We start from the raw sequence: 19,999 nt of genomic DNA, 5'->3' as shown, positions 1-19,999 counted from the left end.
CAGCCGCTCAGTAGTGGATCGCGCCCTTTGACCCACCGCCGCAGGCGATCGCGTCGCCATTGATCGCGACGCTGCGCGGCGAGGCCAGGAAGGCGACGATGTCGGCGACCTCGGCCATGTCGACCAGCCGGCCGATCGTGACATTGGCGGCCATGCGGCGCTCGACCTCATCGGCCGCCAACCCGGACGCCGCTACCCGCGCTGCGATCACGCCCGGCGTCTTCTCGGTGCGGGTCGTGCCGGGATGTACCACCGTGACGTTGATGCCCTTCGGGCCGAGCTCGTCGGCAAGGTTCTTGGTCAGCGCCGCGACGGCGACGTTGCGGATCGAACCGATGGTCGAGCCGGTCAGGCGCGCCGCCAGCCCGCTGATGTTGATGATCCGGCCCCAGCCATTGGCCTCCATCACCGGCGCTGCCTCGCGTGCCATCCTGAGATAGCCCATCACCTTGACGTTGACGTCGTCGAAGAACAGCGCGTCGGTGATCTCGGCGAGCTTGGGCGGCGTCGCCTGCCCGCCGGGCTTGGCCGCGGCGTTGACGAGGATGTCGAGCCCGCCGAGCGCCGCGACGGTGCCGGCAACGACTGCCTTGACCGAGGCGTCGTCCTGCGTGTCGACGGTCAGGCCGACGATCTTGCGGCCGGTCTCCTGCGCCAGCTCGGCCGCGGCAGCATCGAGTTCCGCCTGGTTGCGCGCGGCGATGACCACGTCGACGCCTTCCAGCGCCAGCTGCCGCGCAATGGCGCGGCCGATCCCCTTGCTGCCGCCCGTGACCAGAGCGCGCTTGCCGTTCAGCATCAGATCCATGGTGAGGTTCCTTGAAGGCGTGATTGCGGGAGCACCAACGCAGGTGCCCTCGACGGTTTCCAGAGCATCCTGCGGGAGCCGCGCGACCCGGTCCAGCGCGCAGGCTGCGCCCCTGCCCTGCCGTCCCTGCGAGGGTGCTTGACTAATCCATATCTCCGTGGTTATGAATAAACCCATAGCCAACGGGTTATCGATCTCGATGCAGGATGCTCACGATCTTTTGTTCAGGACGCTGGCCGACCCGACCCGGCGCGCGATCTTCGAGCGCCTGTGCCGGGACGGCGAGCTGACGGTCGGGGCGCTAACCGCGCAGGCGGGCGTCTCGCAGCCGGCCGTCTCGAAACATCTCGGGGTGCTGAAGCAGGCCGGGCTGGTGCGTGATCGCCATGCCGGCCGCCAGACCCATTACAGCGCGCAGCTCGGCGCACTCTCCCCGCTGATCGACTGGACCAGCCAGATGGCCGGGTTCTGGGAGGCGCGGTTCGATGACCTCGAAAATTTGCTCGCAAGGATGGACCAATGACCACCGCCACGCAGACCCGCACCGTCACCGTCGAGCGCGAGATCGCCCATCCGCCGGAAAAGCTCTGGCGCGCTCTGACGCAGCCACATCTGATCGCGGAATGGCTGATGAAGAACGATTTTGCGCCGGTGGTCGGCCATCGCTTCAACCTGCGCGGCGAGTGGGGCGGCGTGCTCGATTGCGAAGTCCTCGACATCGAGCCGAACCGGACGCTGTCCTACAGCTGGGACTTCGCCCATGAGGACCCCGCCTTCGACATGAAGAGCGTGGTGACCTTCACGCTCACCCCGACTGCCAAGGGCACCCTGCTGCGCATGGAGCAGGCAGGCTTCCGGCCGGAGCAGAAGCAGGCTTTCGGCGGAGCGAAGGCCGGCTGGCAGGAGTTCTTCGGCAAGCTGGAGCAGGTGCTGGCGCGAGCGGAGTGACGCCCGCTCTGGCTCTCGATTCAAAAGGAGGTGCATTTGACCTTGAGCAACGCCATCCGGCAGGGCCATCGCTGGCTCGCCATCATCTTCACGGCGACCGTCATCGCCAATTTCGCCGCCATGGCGCTGGGGCAGCCACCGGCCTGGGTCGTCTACTCGCCGCTGCTGCCGCTGTTCCTGCTGATCTTCTCGGGCCTCTATATGTTCGCGCTGCCCTATGCCAACGGCTGGCGGAGCGGGCAGCGGGTCGACGGATAGGAAACGCGACATGGCAGGCAAGACCACCACGACAGTGGCGAAGAAGGCCGTGACGAAGGCGGGCGCGAGCGCGGAGCCAGTTCTCCTCTCGGGCGGCAATCCGCAGATCGCCAAGGGCTATGGCGAGGCACCCGTGCAGGCCTATATCGCCGCCATGCCGGGCTGGAAGAGCGCTCTCGGAGCCCGCCTCGACGCGCTGATCACCAGCGCCGTCCCGGAGGTGAGGAAGGCGGTCAAATGGAACTCGCCGCTCTATGGCGTCGAGGAGGGGCACTGGTTCCTCGGCATCCACGTCTTCGCGAAGTATGTGAAGGTCGCCTTCTTCCGCGGCGCCTCGCTCGACCCCGTCCCGCCCGGCACCTCCAAGCAGAAGGAGGTGCGCTATCTCGATATCCGCGAGGATGACGAACTCGACGAGGCCCGGTTCACCGCCTGGGTGGAACAGGCCGCCGCCCTGCCCGGCGAGAAAATGTGACAATGGTTATGAGGATATCGGCCCGATGAAGCAGGCAGACGACAAGACCGGCGACGCAGCCTCGGCCTCCGAGCAGATCGATGCCCGGATCGCGGAACTGACAGATTGGCGCGGTGCGGCGCTCGCAAAAGTCCGCGCGATCATCAGGCAGGCCGACCCCGAGGTGGTCGAGACGTGGAAATGGCGCGGCGTCCCGGTCTGGGAGCATGCCGGCATCATCTGCACTGGCGAGACCTACAAGGCCGCGGTGAAGCTGACCTTCGCGAAGGGCGCTTCGCTCCCGGATCCCGCCGGCCTGTTCAACTCCAGCCTCGACGGCAATACGAGGCGCGCCATCGATATTCACGAAGGCGATGCGATCAATGAAGCCGCGCTGACGGCGCTCATCCGCGCCGCCGTCGCGCTGAACACGGCTGGGAAGAAGAAGTAGGCTTAGACGCCTGCCGCTCCCTTCTCCCCTTGCGGGAGAAGGTGGTCCGAAGGGCCGGATGAGGGGTCGCGCAACCTTTCCGTGTCATGGTCGGGCCTGTCCCGACCATCCACGTCTTCCTTCCACGAAAGCGGTTCAAGACGTGGATGCTCGCCACAAGGGCGAGCATGACCGAGAGGTCGCGAGACCCCTCACCCTAACTCTCTCCCGCAAGGGGAGAGGGGATAGTGCGCTCAGCCGGCGACGCTCGAAATCCGAGGCTCCTGCGGCCACTCCGGCCCTTCACCACGCAAACGCTCCCAGGCCCGCGCCATTTGCAACACGCCGAGATCGTCGAAACGTTTTCCGGTGATCTGCAGGCCGATCGGCAGGCTGGATGTGGTCATGCCGGCATGGACCGAGATCGCCGGCTGGTCCGACATGTTGGCCGCCACCGTGAAGACGATGTGCTCGAACGGACGCTCCGGATCATGGAGCGGCGAGGCCAGCTCGGCGGAAAAACTCGGCACCGGCGAGACCGGCGAGAGCACATAGTCGAAGGGCTGGGCCGCCTTCAGCGCCGCATGGCGGATCGCCAGCATCTGGCTCATGCCGCGATGCACCTGCGCGCCGGTGAGCGAGCGGCCGCGCTCGGCCCAGGCGTAGATGTAAGGCAGCACCTTGTCCTGCCTCTCCCTGGGCAGTGCGCCGATCTCGGCCCAGGCGCGCTGGCGCCAGAAATCGTCGAGCCCATCGAGCATGTCCTGCGTCAGGAAGGGCGGCGCCAGCTCGACGATCGCCCCGGCCTTGCGGAAAGCATCCGCCGCTTTGGCAATCGCTGCCCTGACCTCCGGCTCGACCGGCAGGCCGATGCCCGCCTCCAGCTGCAATCCGATCCTGAGTCCGCGCGGCTCGCGCTCGAGCTCACCCCAGGCGATCTCCTGCGGCGGCAGGCACATCGGGTCGCGCTCATCCGGCTTCGACAATTCGCGCATCATCAGGGCGGCATCGGCGACGGTGCGCGTCATCGGCCCGGCGACGCGGCCGTAATAGGTCGGGTCGATCGGCACCCGGCCGAAGCTCGGCTTGAGGCCGACGAGCCCGCACCAGCCGGCCGGCAGGCGGATCGAGCCGCCGATATCGGTGCCGACATGCAAGGGCCCGTAGCCGGCCGCGCCCGCCGCGCCCGCCCCGGCCGAGGAGCCGCCGGGATTCTTCGAGAGGTCGAACGGATTGCGGGCGAGTTCGTGGAAGCTCGACAGGCCGGACGAGAGCATGCCGTAATCCGGCATCGTGGTCTTGGCGAGGATGACGCAGCCGGCCTCGCGCAGGCGCTGCGCCGGCGGGGCGTCAGCTGCGGCGGGGCTGAGCTCCATCGCCGCCGTGCCGAGCGGCACGGGGGTGCCCTTCGTCGCGATGTTCTCCTTGATCGTGCAGGGCACGCCGTCGAGCGGAAGCGCCTCGCCCTTGCGCCAGCGCTCCTCGCTCGCCTTCGCCGCCGCGCGGGCGCCGTCGGGATCATAGGCATAGAGCGCCTTCAGCGACGGCTCCCAGATCTCGATCCGCTGGATCACCGCCTCGGTGACCTCGACCGGCGAAAGCTCGCGCGAGCGGAAGGCCCGGAGCATGTCGACGGCGCTGAGATCGGCGAACTCGATCATGAGGAGGGCTCCGCAAGCATATCCAGACTAATCCCGGGACCGGCGCAGGCGCGGATCAACCGCGTCGCGCAAACCGTCGCCCAGCAAATTGAAGGCCAGCACCGAAAGCGCGATCGCCGCGCCCGGGAAGATGGCGAGCCAGGGCTGCGCCGCCATGAAGGTCTGCGCCTCGTTGAGCATCCGGCCCCAGGACGGCGCCGGCGGCTGCGTGCCGAGGCCGAGATAGGACAGGCCGGCTTCGGCGAGGATGGCGAGCGCGAACTGGATCGTCGCCTGCACCACCAGCACGCCGGCGATGTTGGGCAGGACGTGCTGGCGCGTGATCGCCATCTCGGTCAGTCCGGCTGCACGCGCCGCCAGCACATAATCGAGCGCCCAGCATTGTAGCGCCGCTCCCCGAGCAAGCCTGGCGAAATAGGGCAGGCTGAAGAGCGCGATCGCGATCACGGCGTTCATCATGCCCGGACCCCAGACCGCGCTGATCATGATCGCCGAGAGCACGGCCGGGAAGGCATGGCTGAAATCGGCCATGCGCATGATCAGATTGTCGAGCAGACCGTCGCGCCTGATCGCTGCGATCAGCCCGAGCGCGCTGCCGACAGTCAGGCCAAGGCCGACCGCGCCGAGGCCCACCGCGAGGGAATTGCGGGCGCCGACCATGATCATCGAGAACACGTCGCGGCCGAACTGGTCGGTGCCGAACCAATGCTCGGCCGAAGGCGGGCGCAAGCGCTTCAGGATCGCCATCTGGGTCGGCTCATAGGGCGTCCAGAGATAGGAGATCAGCGCCATCGCAATGACGAGCCCGCCAAGCAGCAAGCCGGCTAGGAAGGACGGCCCGGCCCACCAGCGCCGCGGACGGGAACGGGGCGCGACTGCGCTCATGACGCCTGCCGCAGGCGCGGATCGATCAGCCCGTAGAGCAGTTCGATCGCGAAATTGATGAAGACGACCAGCGCCGAGAACAGCATGACGAGGTCCTTGACCACGATCAGGTCATGCTGGGCGATCGACTGGAAGACGAGCCGGCCGAGCCCTGGCAAGGCGAAGACGTTCTCGATGATGATCGCGCCGGCCAGCAGCACCGAGAATTGCAGGCCCAGCACGGTGACGACCGGGATCAGCGCATTGCGCAGCACATGGCGCAGCATGGTGCGCCGCCGGCTGACGCCCTTGGCCCGGGCGGTGCGGACATAGTCCTCCTGCATCGTCTCCAGCATCGCCGAACGGGTGACGCGGGCGAGGATCGCCGCCTGTGGCAGCGCGAGCGCGATGGCCGGGAGCAGCAGTGATTTGAGCGCCGGCCAGAAGCCGGCCTGCCAGCCCGGGAAGCCGCCGGCCGGCAGCCAGCCGGCCCCGACGGCGAAGACCAGCACGAGCAGCAGGCCGAACCAGAAGTTCGGGATGGCGAGCCCGGCCTGGGCGAACACCATGACCGCAGCATCGCCGGTGCGGTTGTGATTGGCGGCGGCGAGCGCACCGAGCGGAATGCCGATGGCGGAGGCGAGCAGGATCGCTATCGAGGCCAATGGCAGCGTCACCACCATGCGCTCCCCGATCAATTGCGTCACCGGCACGCGGTAGGTGTAGCTCAGGCCAAGATCGCCGGTCAGCAGCCCGCCGATCCAGGAGAAGAAGCGCAGCAGCGCCGGCTGGTCGAGCCCCATCTCGGCCCGCAGTGCCGCAAGCGCTTCCGGCGCCGCATTGAGCCCGAGCGTCACCGCCGCCGGATCGCCCGGCAGGATCTCCAGCACGAGGAAGATGACGATCGCCGCGCCGAGCAATGTCGCGAAGAACGACAGCAATCGACGCAGGAGATAGCCCGTCATTGCGGGAGCCTCAGCGCCAGCGTACCTCCGCCAACGGCGTCAGCGGCAGCGGCCAGTCGGTCCACATGCCGTCGAGATCGGCCTTGGTCACCGTGATCTTCGGCAGGATGAAGAGGAAGCCGTTGACCGCATCGCGCGCCAGCATGCGCTGCGCGTCGCCATGGAGCTTGTTGCGCTCGGCCTCGTCGACGGTGCGGTCGATCTTCTCGATCAGCGCCTTGAACTCGGGATTCCTGTACTGGAAGTAGTAGTCGTCGCGGGCGTAGTTGGCGATGTCGAGCGGCTCGGTGTGCGAGATGATCGTCAGGTCGAAATCCCGCGCCTTGAACACCCGTTCCAGCCATTGCGGGAATTCCAGCGGTTCGATCTTGGCGGTGATCCCGATCTGGGCCAGCAGTGCCGCGACGATCTCGCCGCCGCGCCTGGCATAGGCCGGTGGCGGCAACCGCAGCGTACATTCAAAGCCCTTGGGGAAGCCGGCCGCAGCGAGCAGGCTCTTCGCCTTGGCGAGGTCGACCGGATAGGTCTGGGTCAGGTCGACATAGGCCGGGTGCAGCGGCGAGAAATGGCTGCCGATATAGTCGAGATCGAAGCCGTAGATGCCGAGCGCGATCGTCTTGCGATCAAGCACATGCGAGATCGCCTGGCGCACCCGGACATCGCTGAACGGCGCCTTGGCATTGTTGATGGCGAGGATGGTCTCGCCCTCGGTCTTGCCGAGCGTGACCTTGAGCTTCGGATCGGCCTTGAGCTGCGGGATCGCTTCGGGCGCCGAGAGATTGGTGAAGACGTCGATGTCGCCGGCGCGCAGCGCTGCGACCTGCGCCTGCGGATCGGAGATGAAGCGGAAGACCGCCTTGGCGAGCGACGGCTTGGCGCCCCAATACTCGTCGTTGCGTGTCAGTTCGAGGCGGTCGCCGCGGTTCCAGCGCGCGAACTTGAACGGGCCGGTGCCGACCGGATTGGTCTTGTTGTTCGCGGCGGTCGCCGGCGACACGATGATCGCGTCGCCCCAGGACAGGCCGTAGACGAAGTTCGCCGTCGGCTGCTTCAGCGTGATGATGACGGTGATCGGATCGGGCGCCTCGATGCTGGCGATCGGCGTGAAGATCCAGCGCTGCGCATTGGTCGAATCGGGCGCCACTGCGCGCTCGAAGGAGAATTTTACATCGCGCGAGGAGAACGGCGTGCCGTCATGGAAGCGCGCATTCGGCCGAAGCTTGAAGGTGTAGGTGAGATTGTCGGCGCCGAGCGTCCAGTTCTCGGCCAGCGCCGGCACGAGCTTGCCGGTGCGGTCCATCGCCACCAGCCCCTCGAAGATGTTCTGCAGCACGACCTCGCGGATCGCCTGGGCCGCGCCCGAAGTCGGGTCGAGCGTCGGCGGCTCCAGCGTCATGCCGATGGTGATGCTGTCTTTCGCCTGCGCGAAGGCGGCAAGCGGAAGCTGGATTGCGAGCGCGGCCAGGCCTGCTCTCGCCAGAAGATCGCGCCGTGTCGTCATCGTCCCGCCTCCATGTCGTTGCGGCGCAAGATGGCGCGGGAGATGGGAGCGAGGCAAGAGCACTGAAGGGCGCGTCATGCTCGGGCTCGACCCGAGCATCTCAGGCCGGAAGAAGCTCCGATCGCGCCCTCTCGTCACGAGATTCTCGGGTCTGCGCTTCGCTTCGCCCGAGAATGACGAGCTCCCTCAGACGAAATAATCCGGATAGCTCGCCTTGAGATGCACCAGGTCAGGCAGCAGCGTGCCGAGATGCTGGCGCATCGCGACGACCGCGGCCGAGGCATCGTGCCGCCTGATCTCGTCGACGATGGCAAGGTGTTCGCGGATCACCATCGCCATCCGCCCCGGCACCGGCAGCGTCATCCGCCGGCAGCGGTCGATCTGGCTTTTCGCCGCCTGGGCGAGCTTCCAGACGCCGGGATAGCCGGCGATATCGGCGAGCACCTCATGGAATTCCTCGTCGGCGAGGTGGAAGCGCTCCTGGTCGTTCGCCTCATGCGATTCGTGCAGCGTCGCGATCGTCGCATCGAGCCGGGCGATGTCGTCTGCAGTGGCTGTCCGCGCCAGCACCTCGACCGTGGCGCATTCCAGCGCCTGCCGGATGAACACCGCTTCGGGGATCGCGCCGATCGGAATGCGGGCGACGAAGGTCCCGGCCTGTGGAAAGATCTCGACGAGCCCCTCCTCCTTCAGCCGAATCAGCGCCTCGCGCACCGGTGTGCGGCTCATGCCGAAGCGGGCGGTGAGCTCCTTCTCGGACAGGGCCACGCCGGGCCGGAGCACCATGTCGAGAATCTCGCGGCGAAGCTCGTCCTGCACGACGGACGCGGCCGTGGCGCGGCCAGCGGACGCCGCCGCAAGGCGCTGCGGCTTGCGCTCGCGGCGTAAGCTCCCGGTTTCGCGTCCCCCTAGAGCCTCCGACATCGTCCTATCCCGGCCATGATCGCTGCCTTATTGGACCGCGATGCGCGCACCACGGCCAATCAGACGTAACACGGGCGAGCACCGAAGACTAGTATATTAGTATATTGACGCACCACCAACGCCGGCATTATGGTCCGGCTCAGAAGAGGAAACGCCAGCAATGCTGCTGCACGACGATCGTCTTTTGCCTGCCGAACCGGTGACGCGCAGCATCGCGCGGCGCCTCTATGCCGGCATCCGCGACCTGCCGATCATCTCGCCGCACGGCCACACCGATCCGCGCTGGTTCGCCGAGGACAAGCCCTTCCCCGATCCGGCGACGCTGTTGGTGAAACCGGACCACTACATCTTCCGCATGCTCTATTCGCAGGGCATCAAGCTCGAACAGCTCGGCATCGCCCGCAAGGATGGTGGCGAGGTCGAGGCCGATCCGCGCAAGATCTGGCAGCTCTTCGCCAGCAACTGGCATTTGTTCAGGGGCACGCCAACCCGGCTCTGGTTCGAGCACGCCGCCTGGACGATCTTCGGCATCACCGAGCGACTATCGGCCGAGAGCGCCGACCGCATCTATGACCGCATCGCCGAGCAGCTCGAGCAGGACGCGATGCGGCCGCGCGCGCTGTTCGAGCGCTTCAGGATCGAGGCGATCGCGACCACCGAAGGCGCGCTCGATCCGCTGAAGTGGCACGACATGATCAGGGACTCGGGCTGGGGCGGCAAGGTCGTCACCGCCTATCGTCCCGACAGCGTTGTCGATCCCGAATTTGAGGGCTTCAAGGACAATCTCGAGCAGTTCGGCGAACTGACCGGCGAGGATGTCACAAGCTGGAACGGCTATCTCGAAGCGCATCGCAAACGCCGCGGCTATTTCATCGAACGCGGCGCGACCTCGTCCGACCATGGCCACGCCACCGCCCGCACCGCCAACCTGACCCAGGCCGAGTGCGAGAAGCTGTTCGGCAAGCTCCTGAAGGGCAAGTTCTCGGCCGAGGATGCCGATCTCTTCCGCGGCCAGATGCTGACCGAGATGGCCAAGATGAGCCTCGATGACGGACTCGTGCTGCAGATCCATCCGGGCTCCTTCCGCAACCACAACCCGCATCTGTTCGAGCAATTCGGCCGCGACATGGGCGCCGACATCCCGCGCGGCATGGACTATGTCTCGGCGCTGAAGCCTCTGCTCGACGCCGTCGGCAACGAGCCGAACCTCACCGTCATCGCCTTCACCCTCGATGAGACCAGCTATTCGCGCGAGCTCGCCCCGCTCGCCGGCCATTATCCGGCGCTGAAGCTTGGGCCGGGCTGGTGGTTCCTCGACGCGCCCGAGGCGATGCTGCGCTTCCGCGAGCTCACCACCGAGACCGCCGGCTTCTACAACACGGTCGGCTTCAACGACGACACGCGCGCCTATCTCTCGATCCCGGCACGCCACGACGTCGCCCGCCGCTGCGATTGCGCCTACCTCGCCAAGCTCGTCGCCGAGCACCGGCTCGACGAGGAGGAGGCTGCCGAAGTCGCCCACGATCTCGCCTATCGCCTGGCCAAGGAGGCCTACCGGCTGTGACCAGCGCTGCAAAAGCCATCGACGAACGCCAGGCCGCCCATCCGCGCGATGTGCGGGGCTACGACACCGAGACGCTGCGCCAGGATTTCCTGATCGAGCGTATCTTCGTGCCCGGCGAGGTCGCGCTGACCTATAGCCATTACGACCGCATGATCGTCGGCGGCGCGACGCCGGCCGCCAAGCCGCTGACGCTCGATCCGTTCCCGCCGACCGGCACGCCCTTCTTCCTGGCGCGGCGCGAGCTCGGGGTGATCAATCTCGGCGGCGCCGGCTCGGTCACTGTCGACGGCGAGCGCTTCGACTTGCCGTCGCTCGACGCGCTCTATGTCGGGCTCGGCGCGAAGGATGTCTCCTTCGCCAGCACCGATCCAGCCAATCCGGCCAAGTTTTACCTGACCAGCGCCCCGGCGCATCGCGAAGCCAAGCACCAGCTCATCCGCAAGGAAGACGCCAACACCATCCATCTCGGCTCGGCCGAGACCTCGAACAAGCGCACCATCCGGCAATACATCATGCCGAACAGTACCGGCACCAACCAGCTGGTGATGGGCATGACCGCGCTGGAGCCGGGCTCGGTCTGGAACTCGATGCCCTGCCACACCCACACGCGGCGCATGGAGGCCTATCTCTACTTCAACCTCGACCCGGCCCACCGCGTCTTCCACTTCATGGGCGAGCCGCAGCAGACCCGGCATTTGCTCGTCGCCAACGAGCAGGCGGTGATCGCGCCGAACTGGTCGATCCATTGCGGCTGCGGCACCGCGAACTATTCCTTCGTCTGGGCGATGGCCGGCGACAATGTCGAGTTCACCGACATGGACGCCGCCCCGGTGGATACGCTGCGCTGATGACGACGCGCTCGCCCTTCTCGCTGGAAGGCCGCACGGCGCTGGTCACCGGCGCCAATACCGGCATCGGCCAGGGCATCGCGCTGGCGCTGGCTGAGGCCGGCGCCAGGGTCGTCGCGGCCGGGCGCTCGAGCATGGCGGACACGGAAAAGCTGATCACCGAGGCCGGCGGAACCTGCTTGGCGCTTCAGGCCGACCTCCAGCAGAACGGCATCGCCGCCCGCGTGGTCGAGGAAGCGATCGAACTCGCCGGCCCGCTCGACATCCTCGTCAACAATGCCGGCATCATCCGCCGCGCCGATGCATTGGAGTTCGGTGAAGAGGATTGGGATGAGGTGATGAACCTCAACCTCAAGGCCAATTTCTTCCTGGCCCAGTCTTTCGCCAAGGCGGCGCTCGCGGCCGGCGGCGGCGGCCGCATCGTCAACATCGCCTCGCTGCTCTCCTTCCAGGGCGGCATCCGCGTCGCCTCCTACACGGCGAGCAAGAGCGGGCTCGCCGGCCTGACGCGGCTCCTCGCCTGCGAATGGGCAGCCAAGGGCATCAACGTCAACGCGATCGCGCCCGGCTATGTCGAGAGCAACAACACCGAGGCGCTGCGCGCCGATCCCGACCGCAACACCGCGATCCTCGCCCGCATCCCGGCCGGCCGCTGGGGCAAGCCCTCGGATATCGGCGGCGCTGCAGTGTTCCTGGCGAGCGACGCCGCGGCCTACATCCATGGCGCGATCCTTCCCGTCGACGGAGGCTGGCTGGCGCGATGACGAACCGTCTCAACTCCTTCTTCCAGCATGACGCTGAGATCGCCTGGGAACCGACAGAGCCCGGCGTGAAGCGCAAGATCATGGCCTATGGGCCGGATCTGATGGTGGTGCGCGTCGTCTTCGAGACGGGTGCGGTCGGCAAGGCCCATCAGCATCCGCACCGCCAGGCTTCCTATGTCGAGAGCGGCGTCTTCGACGTCACCATCGACGGCAAGACCAGCCGGCTTGTCGCCGGCGATACCTTCTTCGTGCCCGAAAACCTCGTCCACGGCGTCGTCAATCTCGAGGCCGGGCAATTGATCGATTCCTTCACACCGATGCGGACGGAATTTTTGTGAAAGACCGCTGTACCGGCCGGGCCGGCGCAGCTCCCGTCAGGGGACAAGAACGACCGGGAAAAGCCGGCGACTTTATTGGGGAGAGGACAACCATGATCAATCGACGGAGTTTCTCCGCGCTCGCCGGCGTCGCCTTCGCCGCGCTGCTCGCGACCTCGGCACAGGCGCAGAACGTCACCCTGCGCTCGACCGACATCCACCCGGACGGCTATCCGACCATTGAGGCCGTCAAGTACATGAGCCAGCTGCTCGAGCAGCGCAGCAACGGCAAGATCAAAATCCAGGTTTTCCACTCGGCCCAGCTCGGCCAGGAAAAGGACACGATCGAGCAGACGCGCTTCGGCGTCATCGACATCAATCGCATCAACATGGCGCCATTCAACAACCTGATCCCGGCGACCAACGTGCCCTCGCTGCCCTTCATCTTCCGCTCGGTCGACCATATGCGGAAGGTCATGGACGGCCCGATCGGCGATAACCTGCTGAAGGAATTCGAGAAGCACGACCTGATCGGCCTCGCCTTCTACGATTCCGGCTCGCGCTCGTTCTACAACTCCAAGCGCGCGATCAATTCGCCGGCCGACATGAAGGGCATGAAGATCCGCGTGCAGCAGTCCGACATGTTCGTCGCGCTGGTCCAGGCGCTCGGCGGCAACGCTACGCCGATGCCCTTCGGCGAGGTCTATTCGGGCCTGCAGACCGGCGTGATCGACGGCGCCGAGAACAACTGGCCGAGCTTCGAATCCACCCGCCATTTCGAGGTTTCGAAGTTCTATTCGCTGACCGAGCACTCGCTTTCGCCGGAGGTGCTGGTCATCTCCAAGCGCAGCTTCGACAAGTTCAACGCTGCCGACCAGGCGTTGATCAAGGCGGCGGCAAAGGAGTCCGTCGCCAAGATGCGCGAGCTCTGGGACGCCCGCGAGAAGGCCTCGGAAGCCAAGGTCAAGGCCGGCGGCGCGGTGGTCAACAGCGTCGACAAGCAGCCCTTCATCGACGCGATGAAGCCGGTCTACGACAAGTTCGTCACCGACGCGAAACTCAAGGACATGGTCGCCGCCATCCAGGCGGTGAAGTGAACCGCTAGATCATAGCGGGGCGGCTCGGCCGCCCCGCGCTCACTTTTCGAGCCCTCATCCTGAGGAGCCGCGCAAGCGGCGTCTCGAAGGATGCTCCAGCAGTACCTGGAACCATCCTTCGAGGCGCGCCTGGCGGCGCTCCTCAGGATGAGGGCTGAGCAAGCAAGGCTTACCATGCACGCATTCACACTCGCCTTGTCCCGGCTCGCAGCGAAGATCACGCTCGTCGTCCTGATCGTGGCCGGCTTCGGCATCATGCTGATGACCGCGCTGATCGCCTGGGGCGTCTTCGGCCGCTTCGTCCTCAACGACACCCCGACCTGGGTCGAGGCCGGCTCGCTCCTGCTGATGGCCTGGTTCATCTTTCTCGGCGCTGCCGTCGGCGTGCGCGAGAGCGACCATATGGGCTTCGAGAGCCTGCTCGCCTTCGTGCCCAGGGAGGTCGAGGCGGTGCTGGTCCTGATCATCCAGGGCCTGATCCTGCTCTTCGGCGCCGCCATGGTGTTCTACGGCCTGCAACTCGTCGAGAAGGCCTGGGTCGACCGCATCCCGCTGATCGGCATCGCCAAGTCCTGGGACTACATGCCGCTCGTCGCCGGCGGCGCGCTCATCGTCTTCTTCAGCATCGAGCGCGTGTTGCTGATCCTGACCGGGGTCGAGCGCGCCCCCTTGCGCGTCCGGGCCGACCGCGTCGGCGGCGGGGAACTCTGAGTCATGGAGATCTGGATCCTCTTCGGCACCTTCGCCACGCTGCTCTTCATCGGCGCTCCCGTCGCCTTCTGCCTCGGCCTCTCCTCGCTGGCGACCGTGCTCTACATGGGCATCCCGCCGGTCGTGGTCTTCCAGCAGATCAACTCGCAGGTCGCCGTCTTCTCGCTGATGGCGATCCCGTTCTTCATCTTCTCGGGCGACCTGATGATCCGCGGCGGCATCGCCGAGCGCATCATCGCCTTCGCCGCCTCGATGGTCGGTCATCTGCGCGGCGGCCTCGGCCAGGTCAACGTCGTCGCCTGCACGCTGTTCGGCGGCATCTCCGGCTCGGCCGTGGCCGACGCATCGGCGATCGGCGGCATCATGATCCCGCAGATGGTGAAGCGCGGCTATGCCGCCGACTACGCGGTCAACGTCACCGCCAACGCGGCGATCATCGCGCTGCTGCTGCCGCCCTCGCACAACATGATCCTGTATTCGCTGGCGGCCGGCAGCGGCATCTCGATCGCCGACCTGTTCACCGCCGGCATCGTGCCTGGCATGATGCTCGCCGGCGCGCTGATGCTGACCGCCTGGTTCGTCGCGACGCGGCGCGGCTATCCGGCCGGGATCTTCCCGGGCTTCGCTGCGATCCTGCGCTATTTCGTCGTCGCCATTCCCGGCCTTATGCTGATCGTCATCATCTTCGGCGGCGTCCGCTCGGGCATCTTCACCGCGACCGAATCCTCCTGCATCGCGGTCTGCTACGCGCTCTTCATCACCTCGGTGGTCTACCGCCATCTCGACTGGGATAATTTCGTCCACGCTCTGCTCGGCGCGGTGCGCACGACCTCGATGGTGCTGCTGATCATCGGCACCGCCGGCGCCTTCGGCTGGCTGATGGCCTTCCTTCAGGTGCCGGCGGCGACGATCAACGCGATGAAGGCGATCTCCAGCGATCCGCTCATCATCCTCCTGATGATCAACGTCATCCTCTTGGTGCTCGGCACCTTCATGGACATGGCGCCGATGATCATCATCTGCACGCCGATGTTCCTGCCGGTGGTCAAGGCGATCGGCATGGACCCGATCCATTTCGGCGTGGTGCTGATCCTCAATGCCGGAATCGGCCTCAACACGCCGCCGGTCGGCTCGGTCCAGTTCGTCGCCTGCGCCGTCGGCAAGATCACCATCATGGAGTCGATGAAATCGATCTGGCCGTTCTACGGCGCGAGCGTAGCCGTGCTGCTGCTGGTGACCTATGTTCCGGCCTTCTCCCTGTGGTTGCCGAGCCTGTTCCGGTGAAGAGCCTGTTCCGATGACACGACTTTCGACTGCGACGCTGACCTCCCTGCCGACGTCGGTCCGCCGCCCCGCTTACGACCGTGCCGAGCTCAAGCCCGGCATCGTCCATCTCGGCCTCGGCGCCTTCACGCGCGCCCATCTCTGCGAGTTCACCGACGATGCGCTGGAGACCGAGTTCGGCGCCTGGGGCATCGTTGGCGCCAGCCTGCAGCGGCCCGACCAGCGCGACCGGCTGAAGCCGCAGGACGGGCTTTATACCTTCCTGAAGCGTGCGCCAGCCGGCCCTGAATTGCGCGTCATCGGCTCGGTGCTCGACGTGCTCGTCGCGCCCGAGAGCCCGCAGGCGCTGGTCGCGAGGCTCGCCGCGCCCGAGACCAGAATCGTCTCGCTCACCGTCACCGAGAAGGGCTATTGCCACGACCCGGCGACGGGCAAGCTCAAGGCCGACCATCCCGACATCGTCCACGATCTCGCCAATCCGGGTGCGCCGCGCTCAGCAGTCGGCCTGATCGTTGCCGGCCTTGCCGCCCGCAAGGCTGCGGGCCTTGGCCCCTTCACCGCGCTCTGCTGCGACAACCTCCCTTCGAACGGCCATGTGCTGGCCGGCCTCGTTCGCGACTTCGCAGCGCTGCGCGACGACACCCTCGCGGCCTGGATCGAAGCCAACGGCGCCTTCCCCTCGACCATGGTCGACCGCATCGTGCCGGCGACGACAGAGGCCGACATTGCCGAGGTCGCCGCCCTTCTCGGGCTGGACGACGCCGCGCCCGTGATCGGCGAGCCCTTCCGGCAATGGGCGGTGGAGGATGTCTTTGCAGCGGGCCGCCCGAAATGGGATCAAGTCGGCGCGCAGATGGTCTCAGGCGTCGCACCCTTCGAATTCATGAAGCTGCGCATGCTCAACGGCGCGCATTCGAGCCTGGCCTATCTCGGCTATCTCGCCGGGCATGAGACGGTCGCAGCCGCGAGCGGCGATCCGGTCTTCGCCCGCTTCCTGCAGGGCCTCTGGGGCGAGATCATCCCGGCCGTACCGGCCCCGCAGGGCGTCGATCTCAAGGCTTATGCCAGCGACCTGCTCGCTCGCTTCCAGAACCCGGCGATCAGGCATCGGACCTGGCAGATCGCCATGGACGGCTCACAGAAGCTGCCGCAGCGCCTGCTCGGGACCATCCGCGAGCGGCTGAAGGCCAACGCGCCGATCGACCATCTTGCGCTCGGCGTCGCTGCCTGGATGGCCTATGTCGCCGGCATCGACGAGAAGGGCGCTGAGATCGACGTGCGCGATCCGCTCGCCGCCGAGTTCGCGATCCGCGCCAAGGCTCTGGGCCGCGACGCCGTGGCACTGAGCACGGCCCTGTTCGGCATCGTCGCGATCTTCGGCGAGGACCTGCCGCGCGAGCAGCGCTTCACGCAGGTGGTGGCCGGCCATCTCGACAGCCTGTTCCAGAAGGGCGCGAAGGCGACGGCAGCAGCGCTGGGGTGAGCACTCAACGCTGCCGAGCCAAGTGCGGGGAACCCTCTCCTGTAAGGAGAGGGTAGGGTGAGGTGTAGGCCGCTGGACCAGTTCCGCGAGCGCTCAAAGCACGGCTTGGTTCAGGCTTACGATTTCTCTCCGAACACCTCACCCCTACCCCTCTCCTTCCGGGAGAGGGGATCCCGCGCCCTTTGCATGATTGCGTCGAAGAACTCTTGATCCTCGCCATTCACTGGCGCCAGATGCCGACAATGATCGCCCGCCTCGCCAACGCCCTGGTCACGAGCGCGCTCGCCGCCCTGCTGCTCCTGCCCTCAGGCGGAGCGAAGGCCCAGGCGCAGCCGCCGTCCTCCTATGTCGTGCCGAACTACTGGGATCCGAATGTGCGCGTCGAGCGGCCCGATCTCGGCCCGCCCCGGGTGATCCGCTTCCTCACCGATGACGATTTCCCACCGATGCATTTCGCCACGCCGGAAGGTGGCATCACCGGCTTCTCGGTCGAGCTCGCACGCGCGGTCTGCGAAAAGCTGGTCTTGAGCTGCACCATTCAGGCCCGCCGCTTCGACACCTTGCTGGATTCTCTCGCCGAGGGTCGCGGCGACGTGCTCGCTGCCGCGATTCCTGTCACGGCCGAGTTGCGCACCCGCTTCGCCGCGAGCCAGATCTACCATCGCCCGCCCGCCCGGCTGCTGACGACGCGCGGCAATGCACAGCCGGAGCTCGAATTGATCGCGCTGCGCGGCAAGCGCGTCGCCGTGGTCTCCGGGACGTCGCACGAGGCCTTCCTCGAGCGCCTTGCGCCTTTCGTCCAGCGTCGTTCCGCGCCGGACCTGCAAGCCGCCCTTGCTTTGCTGCGCAGCGGCGACGCCGAATATGTCTTCGGTGATGGCGTCTCGCTGGCCCTGACCATCGCCGGTCGCGGCGGCAGCGAATTCGCCTTCGCCGGCGGCCCTTATCTCGAAGCGCGCTATTTCGGCGAGGGTATCGGCTTCCTGCTGCGCAAGGACGATATCGCCCTGAAGCGCGCAATCGACTACGCACTGCAGGGCCTCTGGGACGATGGCAGCTATGCCAGGCTGTTCATCCGGTTCTTCCCGGTGAGCCCGTTCTGAGCCTCATCCTTGGGAGGATGGCTCGGCGTGGCCAGGCGCCCTTCCTCGGCCTTGTAGAAATACTGCGAGGCGACGAGCCAGCCTTTCAGCGGCCGCAAGGGCGGGATGCAGGTCAGCAGCACCAGCGGCAGCGTCGTGACCAGATGCACCCAGGTCGGCGGGGTATAGGTCAGCTCCAGCCAGAGTGGGAAGGCGACCGCCGGCACACAGACGAACATCATCACGAAGAAGGCCGGCCCATCCGCCGGATCGGCAAAGGAATAATCGAGCCCGCAAGCCTCGCAGCGCGGCTTCAGCGTCAGGAAGCCGTCGAAGAGCTGCCCCTCGCCGCAACGCGGGCAGCGGCCACGCAGGCCGGTCTTGAGCGGAGACAGAGCCGGCCAATGCTGATGTGCCATGTTGTCCTCCTGACGGCGATGCAACATGATTGACTGCATTCACCGGAGATTGACCGCTACATAGCGCCGATATTGATTGCAGTCAATATTTACAGACGTGCAACACTGTCGCAGGTCATGCGCATGGCACAGACCCGCTGCGATCAAGCCGGCTAAAGCGCGCGAACGCTCGCTTCCGGCGCCTGCTCCAACGCATGCGCCATGAAAGCGAGCACATCGCCGAGCCCCTTGCGGCCGATCGGCCCGCCCAGGCAGATGCGGGCGGCCTCCGGCGCCGGCCCCTTCGCGGCGAAGGCGTCGCTGGCGACGATGCCGATCCCGGTCGCCTGCATCTGCCCGACGAAGGCGGCACGGGTCCAGGGCGGCGGCAATTTCAACCAGAGATTGAAGCTCAGTGGATCGGCGCGCCCCAAGCCCGCCAGCAGGATCTCGGCCGCGAGAAGCTGCCGCGCCGTCGTCTCCGCCCTGATGAAGGCGAGCAGCGCATCGGCGCTGCCATCCTCGATCCAGCGCGTCGCCAGCGCCGCAGTCAGCGGCGAGGCCATGATGTTGCTGGCGCGCAGCGCAGCGGTAAAGGGCCAGCCCGAGCGGATATCCGGCACCACGACATAAGCGAGGCGCAAGCCCGCCCCGAGGCATTTCGACAGGCCGGCAATGTGCCAGGTCAATTCAGGGGCGAGCGCAGCGAAGGGTGCGGGCGCCGCCAGCGGCACGAAGCCATAGGCATCGTCCTCGATGATCGCCACGCCATGCCGGCGGGCGATCGCTGCGATCTCCTCGCGCCGCGGCTCCGGCATAGTGATCGTCGTCGGATTCTGCAGGATCGGGTTGAGGTAGAGCGCCCTGGGCTTCAATCGCGCGCAGGCCTCGGCGAAAGCCTCGGGATCAAGGCCATCGCCATCCATCGCCAGGCCGGCCAGGGACAGGCCGAGCTGCGCGCAGATCGAGCGGATGCCGGGATAGGTCAGCGCCTCGCACAGCACCGCATCGCCCGGCTTGGCGAGGCTGCTCAGGATCGCCAGCAGCGCCGCATTCGCGCCCGGTACGACGAAGAGCTGCTCGGGCGCTGGTGTCAGACCGCGCCGGCTCAGCCACAGCCCCGCCGCCGCCTTGTCGGCAGGCGCGCCGCCGAGCGGCTGATAGCGCATGAGGCCGACCAGCCGCTCGCTGACCTCCACCATGCCCTGTTGCAGTCGGGCGATCAGCGCCGGGTCGTCAGGCTCCGGCGGCAAGGTCATCGAGAGGTCGACCAGCTCCGGCGACGGCGCGCGCGGCGCCACGACCTTGGCCGACGCAACCTTGACGAAGGTCCCCTGCCCGACCCGCGATTCGACCAGGCCACGTCGCTGCGCCTCGACATAGCCGCGCGCCACGGTGGTGAAATCGACGGCGAGCGCCTCGGCCAGCCTGCGCTGTGGCGGTAGCCGCTCCCCAACCGCCAGCGTCCCCGCCGCGATATCGGCGGCGATGCGGTCCGCGATCGCGAGATAGCGCGGCTTGTCGCTCTGGGTCAGGTCGGGGAGCCAATCCATCGATGCGATCCGTAGTGAAGCGAACGCTGAATGGATTGACTGTATATTGTTGCGCGACCGCTCTGTCACTAGCGGCGAAACGCCT

General features: G+C 66.6%; 22 protein-coding genes. 14 read left to right on the top strand and 8 right to left on the bottom strand.

What is annotated here, in order from left to right; genetic code table 11:
- Nucleotides 1-7: 7 nt before the first annotated feature.
- Nucleotides 8-808 carry an SDR family NAD(P)-dependent oxidoreductase gene (locus B6S44_RS25930; protein WP_129159755.1) on the bottom strand — a complete coding sequence of 267 codons (801 nt, stop codon included), beginning with the start codon at nucleotides 806-808 and terminating at the stop codon, nucleotides 8-10.
- A gap of 199 nt (nucleotides 809-1,007) precedes the next feature.
- Between B6S44_RS25930 and B6S44_RS25925 the strand changes: the two genes are divergently transcribed.
- The 5 genes from B6S44_RS25925 to B6S44_RS25905 are packed head-to-tail and all read left to right on the top strand — an operon-like array spanning nucleotide 1,008 to nucleotide 2,919.
- The gene (locus B6S44_RS25925; protein WP_129159754.1) at nucleotides 1,008-1,331 is read left to right on the top strand and encodes an ArsR/SmtB family transcription factor; all 324 of its coding nucleotides are present in this window, start codon (nucleotides 1,008-1,010) and stop codon (nucleotides 1,329-1,331) included.
- The gene (locus tag B6S44_RS25920) at nucleotides 1,328-1,756 is read left to right on the top strand and encodes an SRPBCC family protein (protein ID WP_129159753.1); all 429 of its coding nucleotides are present in this window, start codon (nucleotides 1,328-1,330) and stop codon (nucleotides 1,754-1,756) included. Before B6S44_RS25925 ends, B6S44_RS25920 begins: the two co-directional genes overlap by 4 nt.
- A gap of 42 nt (nucleotides 1,757-1,798) precedes the next feature.
- The gene (locus B6S44_RS25915) at nucleotides 1,799-2,014 is read left to right on the top strand and encodes a hypothetical protein (RefSeq protein WP_129159752.1); all 216 of its coding nucleotides are present in this window, start codon (nucleotides 1,799-1,801) and stop codon (nucleotides 2,012-2,014) included.
- 10 nt (nucleotides 2,015-2,024) lie between these two features.
- Nucleotides 2,025-2,489, top strand: coding sequence for a DUF1801 domain-containing protein (locus tag B6S44_RS25910; protein ID WP_129159751.1), 465 nt, complete (start codon nucleotides 2,025-2,027; stop codon nucleotides 2,487-2,489).
- A 25-nt stretch (nucleotides 2,490-2,514) separates the two neighbouring features.
- Complete coding sequence (locus B6S44_RS25905) at nucleotides 2,515-2,919, top strand: DUF1801 domain-containing protein (RefSeq protein ID WP_129159750.1); 405 nt, start codon at nucleotides 2,515-2,517, stop codon at nucleotides 2,917-2,919.
- Between the two features lie 233 nt (nucleotides 2,920-3,152).
- Here the strand turns inward: B6S44_RS25905 and B6S44_RS25900 are convergent, their stop codons facing one another.
- The 5 genes from B6S44_RS25900 to B6S44_RS25880 all read right to left on the bottom strand — a co-directional run bounded on the left by B6S44_RS25900 (nucleotide 3,153) and on the right by B6S44_RS25880 (nucleotide 8,813).
- Entirely contained in the window at nucleotides 3,153-4,559 is a 1,407-nt protein-coding gene (locus B6S44_RS25900; protein ID WP_129159749.1) for an amidase, read from the bottom strand.
- A gap of 27 nt (nucleotides 4,560-4,586) precedes the next feature.
- Nucleotides 4,587-5,444 (bottom strand): ABC transporter permease, encoded by an 858-nt coding sequence (locus B6S44_RS25895; RefSeq protein ID WP_129159748.1) that lies wholly within the window; start codon nucleotides 5,442-5,444, stop codon nucleotides 4,587-4,589.
- Complete coding sequence (locus tag B6S44_RS25890) at nucleotides 5,441-6,388, bottom strand: ABC transporter permease (RefSeq protein ID WP_129159747.1); 948 nt, start codon at nucleotides 6,386-6,388, stop codon at nucleotides 5,441-5,443. The genes B6S44_RS25895 and B6S44_RS25890 overlap by 4 nt, the downstream gene beginning before the upstream one ends.
- Nucleotides 6,389-6,398: 10 nt before the next feature.
- A complete protein-coding gene (locus B6S44_RS25885; protein ID WP_129159746.1) occupies nucleotides 6,399-7,889 on the bottom strand; it encodes an ABC transporter substrate-binding protein in 1,491 nt (496 codons plus the stop codon).
- 186 nt (nucleotides 7,890-8,075) lie between these two features.
- Nucleotides 8,076-8,813, bottom strand: coding sequence for a GntR family transcriptional regulator (locus tag B6S44_RS25880; RefSeq protein ID WP_129159745.1), 738 nt, complete (start codon nucleotides 8,811-8,813; stop codon nucleotides 8,076-8,078).
- A gap of 160 nt (nucleotides 8,814-8,973) precedes the next feature.
- Here B6S44_RS25880 and uxaC point away from each other — a divergent pair, with 160 nt between their 5' ends.
- From uxaC to B6S44_RS25835, 9 genes are all read left to right on the top strand, one after another.
- Complete coding sequence (uxaC, locus tag B6S44_RS25875; protein WP_129159744.1) at nucleotides 8,974-10,377, top strand: glucuronate isomerase; 1,404 nt, start codon at nucleotides 8,974-8,976, stop codon at nucleotides 10,375-10,377.
- Nucleotides 10,374-11,225, top strand: a complete 852-nt coding sequence (kduI, locus tag B6S44_RS25870) for a 5-dehydro-4-deoxy-D-glucuronate isomerase (RefSeq protein ID WP_248309764.1) — start codon at nucleotides 10,374-10,376, stop codon at nucleotides 11,223-11,225. Before uxaC ends, kduI begins: the two co-directional genes overlap by 4 nt.
- Nucleotides 11,225-11,989 (top strand): 2-dehydro-3-deoxy-D-gluconate 5-dehydrogenase KduD, encoded by a 765-nt coding sequence (gene kduD, locus B6S44_RS25865; RefSeq protein ID WP_129159743.1) that lies wholly within the window; start codon nucleotides 11,225-11,227, stop codon nucleotides 11,987-11,989. Before kduI ends, kduD begins: the two co-directional genes overlap by 1 nt.
- Nucleotides 11,986-12,327 (top strand): cupin domain-containing protein, encoded by a 342-nt coding sequence (locus B6S44_RS25860; RefSeq protein ID WP_129159742.1) that lies wholly within the window; start codon nucleotides 11,986-11,988, stop codon nucleotides 12,325-12,327. Before kduD ends, B6S44_RS25860 begins: the two co-directional genes overlap by 4 nt.
- 92 nt (nucleotides 12,328-12,419) lie before the next feature.
- Nucleotides 12,420-13,403, top strand: a complete 984-nt coding sequence (locus B6S44_RS25855) for a TRAP transporter substrate-binding protein (protein WP_129159741.1) — start codon at nucleotides 12,420-12,422, stop codon at nucleotides 13,401-13,403.
- A gap of 174 nt (nucleotides 13,404-13,577) precedes the next feature.
- Complete coding sequence (locus tag B6S44_RS25850; RefSeq protein ID WP_129159740.1) at nucleotides 13,578-14,114, top strand: TRAP transporter small permease; 537 nt, start codon at nucleotides 13,578-13,580, stop codon at nucleotides 14,112-14,114.
- A gap of 3 nt (nucleotides 14,115-14,117) precedes the next feature.
- Nucleotides 14,118-15,398, top strand: coding sequence for a TRAP transporter large permease (locus B6S44_RS25845; RefSeq protein ID WP_129159739.1), 1,281 nt, complete (start codon nucleotides 14,118-14,120; stop codon nucleotides 15,396-15,398).
- 13 nt (nucleotides 15,399-15,411) lie between these two features.
- Nucleotides 15,412-16,881 (top strand): mannitol dehydrogenase family protein, encoded by a 1,470-nt coding sequence (locus B6S44_RS25840; RefSeq protein WP_129159738.1) that lies wholly within the window; start codon nucleotides 15,412-15,414, stop codon nucleotides 16,879-16,881.
- A gap of 206 nt (nucleotides 16,882-17,087) precedes the next feature.
- Complete coding sequence (locus B6S44_RS25835) at nucleotides 17,088-17,984, top strand: transporter substrate-binding domain-containing protein (protein WP_248309763.1); 897 nt, start codon at nucleotides 17,088-17,090, stop codon at nucleotides 17,982-17,984.
- Here the strand turns inward: B6S44_RS25835 and B6S44_RS25830 are convergent.
- Nucleotides 17,939-18,382, bottom strand: coding sequence for a DUF983 domain-containing protein (locus tag B6S44_RS25830; RefSeq protein WP_164985965.1), 444 nt, complete (start codon nucleotides 18,380-18,382; stop codon nucleotides 17,939-17,941). The genes B6S44_RS25835 and B6S44_RS25830 overlap by 46 nt on opposite strands.
- A gap of 152 nt (nucleotides 18,383-18,534) precedes the next feature.
- Nucleotides 18,535-19,914, bottom strand: a complete 1,380-nt coding sequence (locus tag B6S44_RS25825) for an aminotransferase-like domain-containing protein (RefSeq protein ID WP_129159736.1) — start codon at nucleotides 19,912-19,914, stop codon at nucleotides 18,535-18,537.
- Between the last annotated feature and the right edge of the window lie 85 nt (nucleotides 19,915-19,999).

The organism is Allobosea sp. Tri-44 (assembly GCF_004123845.1).
GTDB lineage: Bacteria > Pseudomonadota > Alphaproteobacteria > Rhizobiales > Beijerinckiaceae > Allobosea.
The sequence above is the reverse complement of the archived record's forward strand: the minus strand, read 5'-3'. Positions and strand labels throughout refer to the sequence as shown.